Source organism: Oceaniovalibus sp. ACAM 378, from assembly GCF_008085915.1.
GTDB lineage: Bacteria > Pseudomonadota > Alphaproteobacteria > Rhodobacterales > Rhodobacteraceae > Oceaniglobus.
The window spans coordinates 1-15,404 of record NZ_VSJK01000019.1 but is presented as its reverse complement, the minus strand read 5'-3'; the positions used below and the strand labels follow the sequence as shown (position 1 = coordinate 15,404).

Annotated in this window: 15 protein-coding genes; 2 read left to right on the top strand and 13 right to left on the bottom strand. The window is 62.1% G+C overall.

Features of this window, described 5'->3' with window-relative positions; genetic code table 11:
• The 7 genes from FQ320_RS20450 to mgtE all read right to left on the bottom strand — a co-directional run bounded on the left by FQ320_RS20450 (position 1) and on the right by mgtE (position 6,615).
• A complete protein-coding gene (locus tag FQ320_RS20450; protein ID WP_148475186.1) occupies positions 1 to 624 on the bottom strand; it encodes a hypothetical protein in 624 nt (207 codons plus the stop codon).
• On the bottom strand, positions 614 to 1,360 hold the full coding sequence (locus FQ320_RS20445; protein ID WP_148475185.1) for a YebC/PmpR family DNA-binding transcriptional regulator: 747 nt from the start codon (positions 1,358 to 1,360) through the stop codon (positions 614 to 616). Before FQ320_RS20445 ends, FQ320_RS20450 begins: the two co-directional genes overlap by 11 nt.
• Positions 1,361 to 1,445: 85 nt before the next feature.
• The gene (locus FQ320_RS20440; RefSeq protein WP_148475184.1) at positions 1,446 to 1,799 is read right to left on the bottom strand and encodes a hypothetical protein; all 354 of its coding nucleotides are present in this window, start codon (positions 1,797 to 1,799) and stop codon (positions 1,446 to 1,448) included.
• Positions 1,766 to 3,544, bottom strand: a complete 1,779-nt coding sequence (locus FQ320_RS20435; protein ID WP_148475183.1) for an SLC13 family permease — start codon at positions 3,542 to 3,544, stop codon at positions 1,766 to 1,768. Before FQ320_RS20435 ends, FQ320_RS20440 begins: the two co-directional genes overlap by 34 nt.
• 192 nt (positions 3,545 to 3,736) lie before the next feature.
• On the bottom strand, positions 3,737 to 4,549 hold the full coding sequence (locus FQ320_RS20430; RefSeq protein ID WP_148475182.1) for a TIGR00282 family metallophosphoesterase: 813 nt from the start codon (positions 4,547 to 4,549) through the stop codon (positions 3,737 to 3,739).
• Positions 4,550 to 4,669: 120 nt separating this feature from the next.
• Positions 4,670 to 5,230: a 5-formyltetrahydrofolate cyclo-ligase gene (locus FQ320_RS20425; RefSeq protein WP_148475181.1), complete on the bottom strand. Its 561-nt coding sequence runs from the start codon at positions 5,228 to 5,230 to the stop codon at positions 4,670 to 4,672.
• Positions 5,227 to 6,615 (bottom strand): magnesium transporter, encoded by a 1,389-nt coding sequence (gene mgtE, locus FQ320_RS20420; protein ID WP_148475180.1) that lies wholly within the window; start codon positions 6,613 to 6,615, stop codon positions 5,227 to 5,229. The genes FQ320_RS20425 and mgtE overlap by 4 nt, the downstream gene beginning before the upstream one ends.
• A 105-nt stretch (positions 6,616 to 6,720) precedes the next feature.
• On the opposite strand from mgtE, the gene guaD reads away from it, so the two are divergent.
• Positions 6,721 to 8,004, top strand: a complete 1,284-nt coding sequence (guaD, locus tag FQ320_RS20415) for a guanine deaminase (protein ID WP_148475179.1) — start codon at positions 6,721 to 6,723, stop codon at positions 8,002 to 8,004.
• A 219-nt stretch (positions 8,005 to 8,223) separates the two neighbouring features.
• On the opposite strand, the gene FQ320_RS20410 is transcribed toward guaD, so the two are convergent.
• A complete protein-coding gene (locus FQ320_RS20410) occupies positions 8,224 to 9,585 on the bottom strand; it encodes an ATP-binding protein (protein ID WP_187394005.1) in 1,362 nt (453 codons plus the stop codon).
• Positions 9,582 to 10,298 carry a response regulator gene (locus FQ320_RS20405; protein ID WP_148475177.1) on the bottom strand — a complete coding sequence of 239 codons (717 nt, stop codon included), beginning with the start codon at positions 10,296 to 10,298 and terminating at the stop codon, positions 9,582 to 9,584. Before FQ320_RS20405 ends, FQ320_RS20410 begins: the two co-directional genes overlap by 4 nt.
• Before the next feature lie 232 nt (positions 10,299 to 10,530).
• Here FQ320_RS20405 and FQ320_RS20400 point away from each other — a divergent pair, with 232 nt between their 5' ends.
• Positions 10,531 to 11,106, top strand: a complete 576-nt coding sequence (locus FQ320_RS20400; RefSeq protein ID WP_148475176.1) for an EF-hand domain-containing protein — start codon at positions 10,531 to 10,533, stop codon at positions 11,104 to 11,106.
• A 350-nt stretch (positions 11,107 to 11,456) separates the two neighbouring features.
• Here the strand turns inward: FQ320_RS20400 and FQ320_RS20395 are convergent, their stop codons facing one another.
• From FQ320_RS20395 to FQ320_RS20380, 4 genes are all read right to left on the bottom strand, one after another.
• Positions 11,457 to 12,392 carry a YihY/virulence factor BrkB family protein gene (locus FQ320_RS20395; protein ID WP_148475175.1) on the bottom strand — a complete coding sequence of 312 codons (936 nt, stop codon included), beginning with the start codon at positions 12,390 to 12,392 and terminating at the stop codon, positions 11,457 to 11,459.
• A gap of 102 nt (positions 12,393 to 12,494) precedes the next feature.
• Complete coding sequence (locus tag FQ320_RS20390) at positions 12,495 to 13,544, bottom strand: hypothetical protein (RefSeq protein ID WP_148475174.1); 1,050 nt, start codon at positions 13,542 to 13,544, stop codon at positions 12,495 to 12,497.
• Complete coding sequence (locus FQ320_RS20385) at positions 13,531 to 14,277, bottom strand: viral aspartic protease (protein ID WP_148475173.1); 747 nt, start codon at positions 14,275 to 14,277, stop codon at positions 13,531 to 13,533. The genes FQ320_RS20390 and FQ320_RS20385 overlap by 14 nt, the downstream gene beginning before the upstream one ends.
• A gap of 519 nt (positions 14,278 to 14,796) precedes the next feature.
• Positions 14,797 to 15,261 (bottom strand): sugar transferase, encoded by a 465-nt coding sequence (locus FQ320_RS20380; RefSeq protein ID WP_255509640.1) that lies wholly within the window; start codon positions 15,259 to 15,261, stop codon positions 14,797 to 14,799.
• Between the last annotated feature and the right edge of the window lie 143 nt (positions 15,262 to 15,404).

Sequence of the window (15,404 nt, the reverse complement as noted above, 5' to 3'; positions counted from 1 at the left end):
TCACTGCGCCCGGTTCATCCGGGCGTAAAGCCGAAGCGCATGTGTCGGATCGTTGGAGTACGCGGGCAGCACCGGGTCATGGGCGGCGCGGATCAACGCACCGACCTCGGGCCGCAGAATGGTGACGCCACCCGCCAGGGCCAGCGGCGATCTGTCGGCAAAAGCGCGATCCGACCACAGCAGAATTGTCTGAACCGCCTGCGACAGGCACAGGACCTCTGCGGGCAGTGCCGACAGTTCGCCGTCCATCCGCAGAAAGACAAACGCTGCCCGGATCGCCCCGTTCTCATCAAAGCGGAAGATCCGGTATTGGTTGGCACCGGCCTCCTGCAACCGTTCGATCAACGGAGCCAGATCGGGAATCATCCGGTCAAGATCGCGCACCTCGGCCAGTTCTGACCAGTCACGCAGGAAAAACCACATCTGGTTGACGCCAAGTTCGGGATCGAGCTCGGCCAGATCCTGCCCGCTCAGCGCCGACACCGCCTGTAACGCGTCCTTGAGGGTGACCAGAGTGGTATCGTCGACGCCAAACGCCACGGGGGCGATCGGGCGCCCCCAACGGGCAAAGGCAAATTCACCCGTTGACCGGGTGAACAGCGCGGCAATGTCCTCAGGCGTCAAGAGCCGCCGCCACCTCGTCGGACATGTCGAAATTGGCCGTGACCGTCTGCACGTCTTCGTCATCTTCCAACGCGTCGATCAGGCGCATCAATTTCTGCGCGTCCTCAAGCCCCAGTTCCGTGCGGGTTTGCGGCTTCCAGACCAGTTTAGTCGTTTGGGATTCGCCCAGCGCAGTTTCCAGCGCCGTCGATACATCGTTCAGGTCGGTATCGGCGCAAAAGATCCAATGGCCGTCCTCATCGGATTCAACATCTTCGGCACCGGCCTCGATTGCGGCCATCATGATGTCGTCTTCCGATCCGGCGGCGGCGGGATACATGATTTCCCCCTTGCGATCGAACATGAACGACACGCTGCCGGTTTCGCCCAGATTGCCGCCGTTCTTGGCAAAGGTCGAGCGGACGTTGGATGCGGTCCGGTTGCGGTTGTCGGTCATCGCCTCGACGATCAGGGCGATGCCGTTCGGCCCGTATCCTTCATAGCGGATTTCGTCATAGTTTTCCGCTTCGCCGCCCGTTGCCTTGGCGATGGCGCGCTGGATCACGTCTTTTGGTACGCTGATCGATTTTGCCTCTTTCACCGCAAGGCGCAGACGCGGGTTCTTGTCGGGATCGGGGTCGCCCATCTTTGCGGCAACGGTGATTTCCTTGGACAGCTTGGAAAACACCTTGGCGCGGGCGGCGTCCTGCCTGCCTTTGCGATGCTGGATGTTTGCCCATTTGGAATGGCCTGCCATGGCTCCGTCTCTCCGATCCTGATGTGATGCGCGTTTTCTAGCCTCTGGGATGGCGGCACACAAGCGGTCACCGTGAACCCGTTCGTCAGACCCCCGGCGCCAGCCCGTACCGCGCGGCCTGCAACGTAAGCACCGCGGTGCCGCCATCGCCCAACTGCACCAGCACCCGGCGCGGCGCAGGTCGTCCCGGAGGCAGTGCGACAGAAAACGGCAAGGGATGAGCGCAGCCCGCCAGTGTGCCCGACCATTGCGCCGCGCGACCCGGGCGCGGTGCGACGCACAGGGCACCGTCACTGAACTGCACCGTGACCGTATCGCGGTACAGGATCGCCTGACGCGGCTGCGCCACCGGCGCCGGTACGGGTGCGATGGCAGGAGCCGCAGCACACCCAGCCAGTGCCAGGATTACAACGGCCAGATAAGCGGGATAAAAAGACATGCGCTGAGTCCCAGAATGATGTTCAACGGAATACCGACCTTCAGATAGTCGGTGAATTTATACCCCCCCGGCCCATAGACCAGCATATTTGTCTGATACCCGATCGGCGTGGAAAACGCAGCCGACGCCGCGAACATCACCGCCACGACCAACCCGCGTGGATCCAGTCCAAGAGCATGGCCCAACTCAATCGCGATGGGGGTAAAGATCACCGCAACCGCGTTGTTCGATACCAGTTCGGTCAGAGTGGAGGCCAGCAAGTAAACGCACAGTATCACCACCACGGGCGGCAGGGTGGCAAGAAAGGGTTCGATTGCGCCAACCAACAACGCCACCGCCCCCGACGCCTGCATCGCGGCACCAACGGCCAGCATGGCAAAGATCAGCGCCAGAAGCCGACCCTCGATAAACGAAAACGCCTCATCCGCATCAATGCAGCGCGACAGCAGGATCACCGTCACCGCAAGCACGGCCAAGGCAAAGATCGGCGCGACGTTGAAGGCCGCCAGAATCACCACGGCCCCCAGCGAGCCGATGGCAATCGGTGCCTTGGACCGTCGGAACGCCTGTGCCGCAGGACGGGTAATATTCACCAGATCCATGTCCGAGGCCAGCCGCTGGATATCTGCGGGCGCACCTTCCAACAACAGCGTGTCGCCGACCCGCACGACCACATCGTCCAGCTTGCGGCCGATGTTCTGGTTTCGCCGATGCACCGCCAGCGGATAGACACCATACCGTCGGCGCAGCCGCATCGCGCCCAGACTGCGCCCGACCATCCGCGCCCCGGGGGTGATCAGCACTTCGACAGTCTCGGTCTCGACCGACGACAACTGGTCGACGGGGCGCAGGTTCGGGTCTTTCTGAAGGCCCAGCAGCTCGGCCATTTCGGTGCGCAAGACCACCCGGTCACCCGCCGCCAGAACGACACTCGCCAAATCACGGCGCAGGGACGCATCGCCGCGCAACACGTCGATAACCCGTACGCCTTCCGGCTTGAACAGCGCGACTTCCAAAGGGTTCTCGCCAATCAGATCACTGTTGCCCGGCAAAGCGACCTCGGTGAAATACTTCATCTTGCGCCGGTCGCTCAGCATGCCGCCCATGGTCTGACGATCCGGCAACAGACGCCGCCCGATCAGCGCCAGATAGGCCCCCCCGATGGCGACCTGCAACAGCCCCAGCGGCGCAATCTCGAAGATCGAAAAAGGCTTCATCCCCTGGGTGCGCGCAACCCCATCGACCAAAAGGTTGGTGGAAGTGCCGATCAGCGTGATCGTGCCGCCCAGAATCGCGGCATAGCTCAGCGGGATCAGCAGTTTCGACGGCGACACCCCCATCCGTTTCGCCAGCTGGACGAAAACCGGAATCATCACCACCACAACCGGCGTGTTATTCATGAAGGCCGACCCGATGGCGACCACGATCAGGCTGATCACCACGGTGCGCACCGGATGGCTGGCCGCCGTGCGGTCGGCCTGTTCAGTCAGCCATTGCAAGGCACCGGTCCGCACCAGCCCGCCCATCACCAGAAACATCGCGGCAATGGTCCAGGGTGCCGAGTTCGAGAACACCGCAATCGCATCCTCATAGGGCAACAGCCCCAGAACAAACATCAGCGAAGCGCCTGAAATCGCCACCACTTCGGTCGGGTACAATTCACTGGCAAACAGCACCAACATGCCCAGAATGATGGTGAACACCAGCACTGCCTGTGTGGTCGGCCCGAAGTCGAACAGTTCCATTGGGCGAAATTCTCCTGCCTGGCACCTGCCGGGTCCGGAGGTTGACATTAAAAGCACCGACGCGCGGCCACAAGTGTTATGTCCGCATCGCGCACCAGCCGGTCTGCCACATAACAGAACCGCCCCGGCTTCTTCTTTGAAAAAATACTCCCGCCGGAGGCATCCGCGCTCTGCGCAGGCGCCCTCGCTGGTTCAGGGAGTGGAGCTCTGCAACCGCCCGCCCTCGCGGACCGCCACGACCCGCAGCGCCTTGCCCGTGGCGTCGTCGGTCTCGACATACAATCCGGCCAGAGTCGCCTCGCCCGCCGCAGGGGTGAAACGCGCGCGGGGCATGCCGGTGATAAAACGGTTCATCGGCTCGGCCTTGTCCATGCCGATGACCGAATCGTAATCTCCGCACATCCCGGCATCGCTTTGATAGGCGGTGCCGCGCGGCAGGATCATCGCATCCGCCGTGGGCACATGGGTGTGGGTGCCGACAACGATGCTGGCCTTGCCGTCGCACCAGTGGCCCATGGCCATCTTTTCCGACGTTGCCTCGCAATGGATGTCGACCAGCGCGGCGTTCACCTGTGCGCCCAGTGGTGCGGCCTTCAGCACCGGTTCGATGGCACTGAACGGATCGTCGAAGGGGCGCTTCATGAACACCTGACCAAGCACCTGCGCCACCAGCACCTTGCGCCCGCCGGGTGCTGCAAAGACCCGCGCGCCACGTCCCGGCGCGGATTTTGAAAAGTTCAGGGGCCGGATGATACGCGGCTCGGTTTCGGCGAACTGCAACATGTCCTTCTGGTCGAACGCATGATCGCCCAGAGTGACCACATCGGCACCGGCCTCCAGCAGCGCCTTGGCGTGCTCTGCCGACAGTCCCGCGCCGTTTGTCGCGTTTTCACCGTTGACCACGACAAAATCCAGCCGCCAGTCCGCCCGAAGCTTTGCCAGCCGTCCGGTCACCGCCGCGCGTCCCGCACGGCCCATCACATCGCCCAGAAATAGAATTCTCATGCCGGTTGGTTAGGCGGGGTGCGGCGCAGGTGCAAGCTCTCATCGCCAGGAAGCCGGACACCGAATTGTAGCGGCGCATCTTTGGGCAGGAGATTTCCGACCGGGACGGACCCGTCTGCCTCAGGCTCGGAAATCAACGACACCCCGCTCGGTCACGATCATGTCAAGCCGTTGATCGGTCGGCTCCAGCGGCAGGGCATCATCTTGTTGGGCCGCGAAGGCAAAGCCGATGGCAAGGATCGGCCCATTGGCGCGCAACCGTTCCAGCGTCCGGTCATAAAACCCGCCGCCATACCCCAGACGCCCGCCCTGCCCGGTAAACGCCAAAAGCGGCAGAATCACCAGTTCGGGCACCATCCACACCGGTCGGTCCGGGATCATCACGCCAAATTCACCCGCGATCAGCTCGGTTTCCGGGGTCCAGCAGGCAAAGTGCAGCGGCTGGTCCGCACCCATGATAACCGGAACGCCGACCGGCCCATGTCCCACCGCCTGTGCCATCGCGGGCGTCGGATCGATTTCGGTGCGGATCGGCAGGAAACCCGCGATTGGCACGCCGCGATATCCGGCCAGCAGTGCCGAAAGATGCGCCGCCGTGTCCACGGCCCTCGTATCATGCGCAACCTTGCGGCGCGCAAAACCCGCGCGGCGTGCTGCAGATTTATCCAGTGTGCCGGTCACAGCAAAACCACTGTTGCCAGCCCGAGGAAGGCAAAGAACCCCACAACGTCCGTCGTCGTCGTCACAAATGTGCCTGAGGCCAGCGCAGGATCGACGCCAATTTTCTCCAGTGTCAGCGGCACCAGCGCCCCGGCCAGCCCCGCCACCATCAGGTTGATGACCATGGCGACTCCCAACACAACCCCCAGCATCGGCATGTTGAACCAGAGTGTACCGACCACACCCATGATCAGCGCGAAGGCCAGACCGTTCAGCATCCCGGCGAAAATCTCGCGGCGGATCACCCGAAAGGCGTTGGATGCCGTCAGGTCGCGGGTGGCCAGAGCGCGCACGGCGACGGTCATTGTTTGCGTGGCTGCGTTGCCACCCATCGAGGCGATGATCGGCATCAAGACGGCCAGCGCGACAAGGGCGGACAACGATTCCTCAAATTGCGAAATCACGACAGCAACAAGATTGGCGGTGCACAGGTTGACCAGCAGCCAGGGAAACCGCCGCCGAACGATCTCGAAGGTGCTGTCCGACAGGCTTTCATCGCCGACACCGGCCAGTCGCAGGATGTCTTCCTCGTGTTCTTCGTCCAGAACCGCCATCGCGTCGTCGATGGTGATGATCCCGACCAAACGCCCATCTTCATCCACCACCGGGGCCGAAATCAGGTGATACTGGTTGAAAGCATAGGCAACATCGGCCTCGGCCTCGTCCACTTCGAAGGTGCGAAAGCTGGCTTCGGTGATCGCGGCCAGCCGCACCGCGCGATGCGATGACATCAGCTTGCCCAATGTCACATAGCCGATGGGACGCAGGCGCGGATCGACAAGGACCACATGATAAAACTGGTCCGGCAGATCGTCGTGGTCGCGCATGAAATCGATCGCTTCGCCGACGGTCCAATGCTCAGGCGCCATCACCACCTCGCGCTGCATCAGTCGACCGGCGGAATACTCCGGGAACGCCAGTGCGCGCTCGACGGCCAACCGGTCGGCGGCTTCAAGCACCTGCAAAATCGCGTCCTGTTGCGGCTTTTCCAGATCCTCGAGCAGGTCAACGACATCGTCGCTTTCCATTTCGCGCACGGCATCCGACAGCACCTGCGGCGAGAGGGCCGAAATCACATCCTCGCGGATCGCCTCGTCAAGTTCCGACAGGATTTCGCCGTCGAATTCCTTGCCATACAGCGTGACCAGCGCACGGCGATCGGCGCTGTCGACCTGTTCCAGAAGGTCGGCGATGTCGGCGGGGTGCAGCGGCTCCATCAGTTCAGTCAGGCGGGTGGCATTCCCCGCCGCGACCGCATCAAGGATAGCGGTCACCGCCCTGCGAGTCAGCACATAGGCGTCTTCGTCGTCGTCCACAGCTTCGGTGTTGACGTCCTCATCGCTCATTTGCGTATCCCTGCGGCTTTGTGTCACGACATAGGGCACAGGCGGGGCCTAGACCAGAGTATTTGGGCGATTTACCCGCGCCTGAAACCGGCGTAATCACGACGGATGACAAATAAAACCCTGATCACCGGTCAACTTTTGACCTTTCATGCCAATCCGTTTTCCGAGGCGCCGCAGGATGCCGTGCGCCACGAACGGCAGGGTGCGATTCTGGTCGAGGGCGGGATCATCCGCGCCACCGGCCCGGCCGAAATCCTGCGTGCCGCCCATCCGCAGGCACGTGTTGCCGACATGGGTGCCGCGCTGCTGCTGCCCGGCTTTGTCGATGCCCATGCGCACTATCCCCAGACGGAAATCATCGCCAGTTGGGGCAAGCGGCTGATCGACTGGCTGAACACCTATACCTTCCCGGCCGAGATGGAATTCGGCGATCCGGCCCATGCCGCACGGATTGCCGAGCGGTATTTTGACCTGACGCTTTCGCACGGCACCACGACGGTGTGCAGCTTTGCCACGTCACACCCCGGATCGGTCGACGCATTCTTTGCCGAGGCACAGAAACGCGGCTTGCGCGCCGTGACCGGCAAGACCTGCATGGACCGGAATGCGCCCGACGGTCTGATGGACACCGCGCAATCCGCCTATGACGACAGCAAGGCGCTGCTGGAGCGTTGGCACGGGGTTGACCGGCTGGAATATGCCATCACCCCGCGTTTCACCCCCACGTCAAGCCGCGCGCAATTGCATGCGCTGGGGGCGCTGTGGACAGAATTTCCGGACTGCCTGATGCAGACACATCTGAGCGAACAGATCGACGAAATCGCCTGGGTCCGCGATTTGCATCCGCAGGCGCGCGATTATCTTGATACCTATGAACAGGCTGATCTGTTGGGACCAAAGGCGGTGTTTGGCCATTCGATCCACCTTGAACCGCGCGAGATTGACCGCATTGCCGAGGCGGGCGCGGGGCTGGTGCATTGTCCGACTTCGAACACTTTTATCGGGTCGGGGTTGTTCGACATGGGTCTGGCGCGAAGGCTGACTGTCGGTCTTGCCACGGACACCGGCGGCGGGTCGTCGTTTTCCATGCTGCGGACCATGGCCGCCGCCTATGAGATCGGACAGTTGCGCGGCAACCCTCTGCATCCGGCCCAATTGTTGTGGCTTGCGACCGAAGGGTCGGCGCGCGCAATGCATATGGTTGACCGGATCGGCACGCTGGAGGTCGGAAGCGAGGCGGATATCATCGCGCTCGACCTCGGCTCGACCCCCGCCATCGCCCAACGGGCGGCGCGGGCAGATGACATCTGGGAACAGGTTTTCCCAACGATCATGATGGGCGACGACCGGGCTATCGCCGGAGTCTGGACCGGCGGCAACAGGTGCTGAGATTCGCCGGTCACCAGACCGGCTGACGCGGCACAACCGGCGACGTCAGATCATCTGCATGTGCCCCCTAACCGGGGGTATGAAGCATGCTAAACACCTCGACGAAAGCGGCGGCAACATGAGATGCCACCAGCGGCGGCGATGTGATGGGTCAGGACGGCGCGAAATCCATCAGGTGCGATACAGGGTCCGGCGCGCCGCGCCCCAAGTCATCCGATCTCACACATCTCTGAAAAGCGGTAGCGTCACCGTCGCACGCAGCCCGCCTTTGGCCCGGTTGTCCAATGCGATCCGTCCGCCATGGGCGATAATGATCATGCGGGCAATGGACAGGCCCAGCCCAGCGCCGCCGGTGTCCGTGTTGCGGCTTTCCTCGCCACGCCGGAAAGGTTGAAACATCGCCTCCAGACGTTCGGGCGGGATGCCGGGGCCGGTGTCATCTATCGTCAGAACCGCATTTTCCCCGTCCCGCGACAGGGTGACCAAAGCATCGCCGCCATAACGCAGGGCGTTGTCGATCAGGTTTCCAACGGCCCGGCCAAGGCCCACGCGGCGGCCACGCACCTGGATGTCCGGCGCGACGTTACAATCCGCATCGCGATCCGCGCAAAGCTGCTCGATCAACTCGCCAAAGTCGAGCGGCGCCATCTTTTCGCCCTCCTGCCCTTCCTTGCCATAGCTGACCAGACCGTTTGCCATCACCGCCATCTCGTCCAGCGTGCGGATCATCGCGTCGCGCTGCTCCGCGTCATCAACCAATTCGGCGCGAATGCGCAGCCCGGTCATCGGCGTGCGCAGATCATGCCCGACTGCGGCCAACATGCGCATCCGTTCGGCGTCAAACTGTGCGATCTCGGTCTGCATCGCGTTGAACGCGCGGGCCGCCTCGCGCATTTCCCGCGCACCGTCCTCCGGCACCCGCGCGCTGCGGTCGCCCCGTCCGGCCGCCCGGGCCGCATCGGCCAAACGGCCCAACGGTTTAGCCAGACGCCGTGCAAAGAGGATCGCGACGCTCAGCACAAGCACCAGAGACAGGGCAAGAACCGTCAGGAACGCCCCCTGCTCCACCCCGCCCGGGCGCGGAGTGATGCCGCGTGTCATGACGTTCAGATATTGTGTCCGGACACCCGGCGCGGCCAGCGGAATCGTCAGCGCGATCACCTGACTGTGCCCGGGATCGCGTTCATGCCGGTCGGTTGTGCCCGGACGATCCACCATGGCGACGGCAACATCCTTGCGCCCGATGGCGTCAGACAGCCGTGCCGCGATGCCCCGGGACCGTCGATCCGGCGCGGTTTCGCGCAGCAGCGGCACATCGCCGACAGTCACCCTCGCAAACCGGGTCGACGCGTCGCGGGCGATGACGCGGCGGATCGGCGGCGCGACCGCCTCCATCGCCGGGATCAGGGCGACGATCCGCTCGATCTCGCGCTGTTCGCCCGCCTGTTGATCGTGGCGGTTCTGCTGGACGCTGAAAATGGCGAGCGCAATGAAATTCGCGGCAATGATTGCGACGGTCAGCAGCAACACGATACGCCCGGCCAGCGCATCGGGCATCAGGCGTGCAACACGCTGCATCATCGCGCCGATTCCACGTCTGCCGCCAGCCGGTATCCCCCGCCCCATTCGGTGACAAGGATGCGCGGATCCTTGGCGTCCGTCTCGATCTTGCGGCGCAAGCGGCTGATCTGATTGTCGATGGCACGGTCGTAGACCTTCGCCTCGCGCCCGGCGGTCAGGTCCAGCAGGGTCGCGCGGCTGAGCACCGTGCGGGGCTGGTCAAGAAAGATACCAAGCAGCCGGTTCTCAGCGCTGGTCAGATCGACCGATCCGCCCTCGCCGCTCAGCTTCATCCCATCAGGATCATGGGTCCAGCCGGCGAAAGTTCTGCGTCCGCTGGGTGGCGGTGCGATTTCCGGCGGGGCACGGCGCAGGATCGCACGCACCCGGGCCAGCAATTCGCGCGGGTTGAACGGTTTGACAAGGTAATCGTCAGCCCCAAGTTCCAGCCCGACGATGCGGTCCGTCTCATCCGCCATCGCCGTCAGCAACAAGACCGGCGGACCGCCCTGCGCCACCAGCCAGCGGCACAGGCTCAGCCCATCCTCGCCCGGCATCATGATGTCGAGAACCACCAGATGAATCGCGGCCTTGGCGACGATCACCCGCGCCTCGGCGGCATTCGCAGCCAGTGCCGTGCGAAACCCCTGCTTGCGCAGATACTGGCCCAACGGCTCGCGGATGTCGCGGGCATCGTCGACGATCAGGATTTGCGGCGCAATCGGATCGGTCATTGGCTGGCTCCCGGCTGAGTGACCCGACCTTGATAGCCCTTGCCAGACCCAGAAAACCAGCGCTCTTGCGCCCGGATCGGACGGGAACTTGTCGCAGACTGTATCAGGGCCGCAGGTTGCGACAGATGGCGACAATGCGGTGGTCGTGCTGACAAACCTCCCGCGTCGATCCCCCTTAGGTGACTGTTGCAGGGGCGATACCCGCCTCGGCCTCCACCGAGAAGGACAAGTCATGAAAACCTCCAAACTCCTCCCCGTCGGCGCGCTGATCATCGGCACGGTTCTGTCCGGCCTGACCATCGCCACGGCACAGACCGCACCCGAGCCGACAACCGAGCCAACCGAAACTTCGGCCACGGCGACCCCCGGCGCGTCACACGGCCACAAGGGCGGACGCGGCGGACCGGGGATGTTCGGCGCGATGATGCAAAAAGTAGACGCAGACGCTGACGGAGCGGTGACCCAAGCCGAGATCGACACCTTCCGCGCAACCCTCGTGACCGGTGCCGACACATCTGGCGAGGGCGACATCTCGCTGGATGAGTTCGAGACGATCTATCTGGAAATGATCCGCGACCGGATGGTCGATGCATTCCAGAATCTCGACAGTGACGGCGATGGCGTTGTGACACAGGCCGAGATGGATCAGCGGTTTGGCAATGTGGTCGAGCGGATGGACCGCAACGACGATGGCAAGATCGACGCCGACGATCGCGGCGGGCACGACCGCGGGGACGGCAAGCGCGGCGATCGTGGAGACCGTGGGGATCGTGGAGATCACGGCAAGCGCGGCGACCGGCGCGGCTGATTGGTGAAACGGCGGGGGGACGTATCCCCCGCCGCAAACTCGTTTCCCGGCCTGCGCAACAGGAAACAGTTCTACTGTCGGCGGCCCGCCATTTCCAACCGCAGACCCATACGCTGATCGAAAATATGCAGGCTATTCGGGTCGGGGTCACGGTGACGCCCGGACGTTGCATCACCTGTTCGCGTGCAACGATTGTGACCGAATTTTGCGCAGCCGCGCCGAAATCAGCGGTTCAGCACCGCATCGCTCACGCACTCTATCTGCGCGTTCAAGCCTACGGGGCCGATGGAAAGCTGTTCCGGCTGTATGCCCGCAAAAAGCCCCTGCCCTTCGGTCACGCCAAAAGCCCGTCAGTCTGTCATCGCGCGGGCAAGGCGCCGGATCCGCAGCGCGCGGTTAAGCTCTCCGCCGAAGATCAGGATAAGGGCCGAGAGATACATGAAATAGAGGGCGGCGATGATCCCGGCCATGCCGGCGTAATAGCTTGCGTAGGTGCCAAAACTGCGCACGTAAAACGAAAAGACAACGGCAAGAAGCGTCCATGCGGCTGCGGTAAAGACGACACCCGGCCAAATGTTGGAAAACTTGGTCCGACGCGCCGGGAGCAACACATGTGCCGCAAAAAGCGCGATCACGAACAGGGCCGCTGAGGCAGGAAAACGGATCAACCTGACCGTAACCGATGCGGGATCAAAGCCCGGTATGAGGGTGTGTAGCCACGATCCCGCCCGCGGCGCGAGGACCAGAAGGTAGCCGACCAGCGCAAGAACCAGACTGGCAAGAACGACCATCAAGATCTGGACGCCATAGATCATGACCAGCGACCGGGTTTCACGGATTCCATAGGCGCGGTTCAATCCGACACGCACGCCGTCTACGCCGCCGACCGCGAACCAGATCGTCAGCAGGATCCCGATACTGAGAACATCGCCGCGCGGCACCTTCATCACCTGCTCGACCTCCGAGACGATCGGTTCGATCAAAGCTGGCGGCACGATGGCGATCAGGAAATCGATCAGATCATCGGCCATGGACCGGTCGCCGATGAAAGCCGTCATCGCACTTGTGAAAATCAGAAACGGAAAGATCGCCATCAAGGCACGGAAGGCGACGTTGCCCGCCAATCCGAACGCATCGTCACCCCGGAGCCTCAGGAACGCCTCTCGCAGGACCGCGCGTCCGACGCGCCACCCTTTGCCATAGAACAGATCTTCGGGGTCTTTGCTGAGAACCCCGTGGGTCATAACGACCTCGCGTCCCGGATTCTCGGTCGACTTAGAATTCATGCTCTGACCCCGCCGCCAATTTATGCCCCCAAGCTCAAGGGCACAGGCTGACGAAACGATAGCTTCGTCGCAGCCGACGCACCACAGAGAAGTCTGCAGGGGCTACCAACGCAGGGCGTCGAAACGCACGTTGAGCGAAGCCTGCGCATAGTCAAAGAAATCGACGCTCGAGTGGTTGGTCATATAGCCGAGTTGCGCCGTCAGACCAGGACGCAGCTGATATGAAAAGCTGATCCCGGTTGCCATGTCAGTGCGCGGTGTGCCGAGAAAGGCACCGCCAGAGGCGCGTTGATGCCACAGCCCCACCCCCACCGGGCGCCCGTCCCACAGCCATTGCACATCGGCAGCGATCCGGCTGTTCAATGCGGTTTCCCCGTTGATCGGTGCCGCTTTGGTCAGCGAGAGCTTTGTTGCAGCATGGTTCCAAACGGCACCCCATGACAGCGTGACCGAAGGTTGATGCCCGGTGTCATACTGCGCCTGAGCAACTTCGGCGCTCACCTCGTGATATCCTGCTGTTGTCTGAAACAACTGCGTCATCGCAAGCGCGGTTTTCTGCGACGTGTTTGACCCAAGTTCGCGCTCCACCACCGAGGCGGTCTGGCACAGATCAAGAAAGGTCCAGCCGGTCACATGATTGCGGCTGCACAACGCAAGCTCGGCATTGCTGCGACCGATGCTGTGTTCGGGCGACCAGACCGCCTCGCCGCGCAACCGTCCTTCGACATAGCGCCCATTGGCCCATGCCAGCCGCGCAACAGCCCCTGCGGCAAGCCCCATGACGACACCTGATTTGGCGCGGAATGCGGGATCAGCCTCGAAGACGAAGCCATTGAAGGTAAAACTGTCCTGCAGCGCCCCGCCGTTGATGTTGCCGTCATAGCTGAGGATTGGCGCAGCCCAGGCTTCGGTGGCAATCACACGGTTTGCGCCGGGCTCAAAGTAAAAGCCTTGGCTGACCATGTTGCGTTTCACCTGCACAACCACGGCCCTTGGGGCCGAGCCAGTCTCCAGCAGCTTGCCATAGGTAAACACCCGCAAGCGTTCAGACCCGGCGATGCTTGCAATTCGGGCACGGTCGAGTGCGTCAGCTTGGGCGGCAGAGCCCAGCATGAGGCACAGCAACGCGCCGTAAAGGCTAGGGCAGCGCATTTGGATCAGCACCAACAAAGACGCCATCGACCATAACGGCCGTACCCTCGACGGTGCCCTCTGCGGTATAGACGCCCGATGTTGTCATGCCATGCAGACTATCTTCATAGGCAGGCGTGCCGCCGATATTGCCGCGCAGGCTGCCGTCGATTGCAAAGATTGTGCTGCTGTCGGGGTCCCAGACCTGCACCGTAATATCGCCACCATAGGCGCCGGACCGGATGTTGAATGGCAACTTGTCGGCTGCAATCTCGGTGCGGACCTCGGATGTGCCGGTGACGCCGGTCCGCAGGTTGATGTCGGCGGTCTGGGTGTCGAAATTCAGAACCAGATCAACAAGGCCGTTGCTGTCGCTGCCACTGCGGATGGGTTCACCGTCAATCGCGGCCCAGACAAAGTTCTGCCCGCGCAGGTAATAGGTGCCCGTCGCCGAAACCAGCTTGCCGTTCTGTTCATTCTGGAACGGGGCCTGGTCGGCGGTCAGACGCAGCACGCGGGTGACCGTTTCGGTTCCCCCAGTGCCCGCGACCTCGGCAAGCACCTCAATGGTCATTGACCCCGCATAGACCTTATCCGACAGGGCGATCAGGCTTCGATACCCTGCTGGATCGTTCGGGTTTGCATCCTCGAACTGCGCAATCACAGTGGCATCTGCGTCGGTCGAGTTGTCACGACGCACACGACTGAAACCACTGTCATTCGTCGTATAGCTTTCAAATGCAGGCGTCGTCACCTCCGCACCTTCCGGCAAGGGCGCCTCATCCCCTTGCCCACCGCAACCGCTCAGCAGAGCGAGGAGGATCGGTCCCATAGCTGCCCAGATCAAACGCATTTTACACCTATAGGTTGATTCGACGTCAACGCATGGCTTAGCTGACATGCGCGTCTCTCACCATAATTCTGGTGGACGGGGACGGTAAATTTACGCGAGTCGATACTTGAAGGGAACAGTTTTCCCCAAACCTGTTGGCCCTGTCGCGGTGCGTTGCGGCCCCTATGACAGCCTCAGGCAGCCATTTCCCATGTTGGAAACCGGAAACGACAGCTTTCGCATCAAGGCAAGCGCAGTCGGAGCAGTCAGAAAAAAAGAAATAAGGCCACCAAACCGCTTGCCCGACGCATGAACCGTGAGAAATCCATTTTGGATGACTCACATCCTGATGGAGAGCGCGGCTGACTTCTGCGTGAAAATGAACATTACTATTCTTGGAAAGAACTCGCGCTCTGTTCACTCAGCCCACGGCAAACGGACTTACGCGCCTTTTCTCATCAGAATAACGGCGATGGTACGCCAGGCAATCCACGAATCGAACCTGATGGATGCGTTCCGGAGGTAGTAGTGATCTGCCGCGACCTTTCGGTTGATGCCGTCCAGCCCATCCACATATCCGACCATCACCTGAGCATAGCCGCTGATGCCCGGACGAACAGAATGGCGATCGCGATAGCCCGGGATCTCCAGCAGATAGACCGACGCATGAGACAGCGCGTCGGGACGCGGGCCGATAAGGCTCATGTCACCACGCAACACATTGATGATCTGCGGAAGTTCATCAATACGGCTCTTGCGGAGGATACGCCCCAACTTGGTGATTCGGTCGTTCTCCAGCGGATCAAACGGTCCGCGCTCCATCACAGAGGCCGACACCATCGAGCGAAATTTCCAAGCGCGGAAAGGTCGGCAATCGCGCCCCATTCGGTCCTGAACAAAGAACAATCCACCCCTGTTCAGGCAGGGGAATCGCGTTTGGAACTGAAGGCGTGAACGGTCGCTCTTGCCTGTGAGGGCGAGATGGATTCTGAATTGGGGATTGCGTTCACGGAGTCCTCATCCTCATGCAGATTTTTCTATCCGCCTTC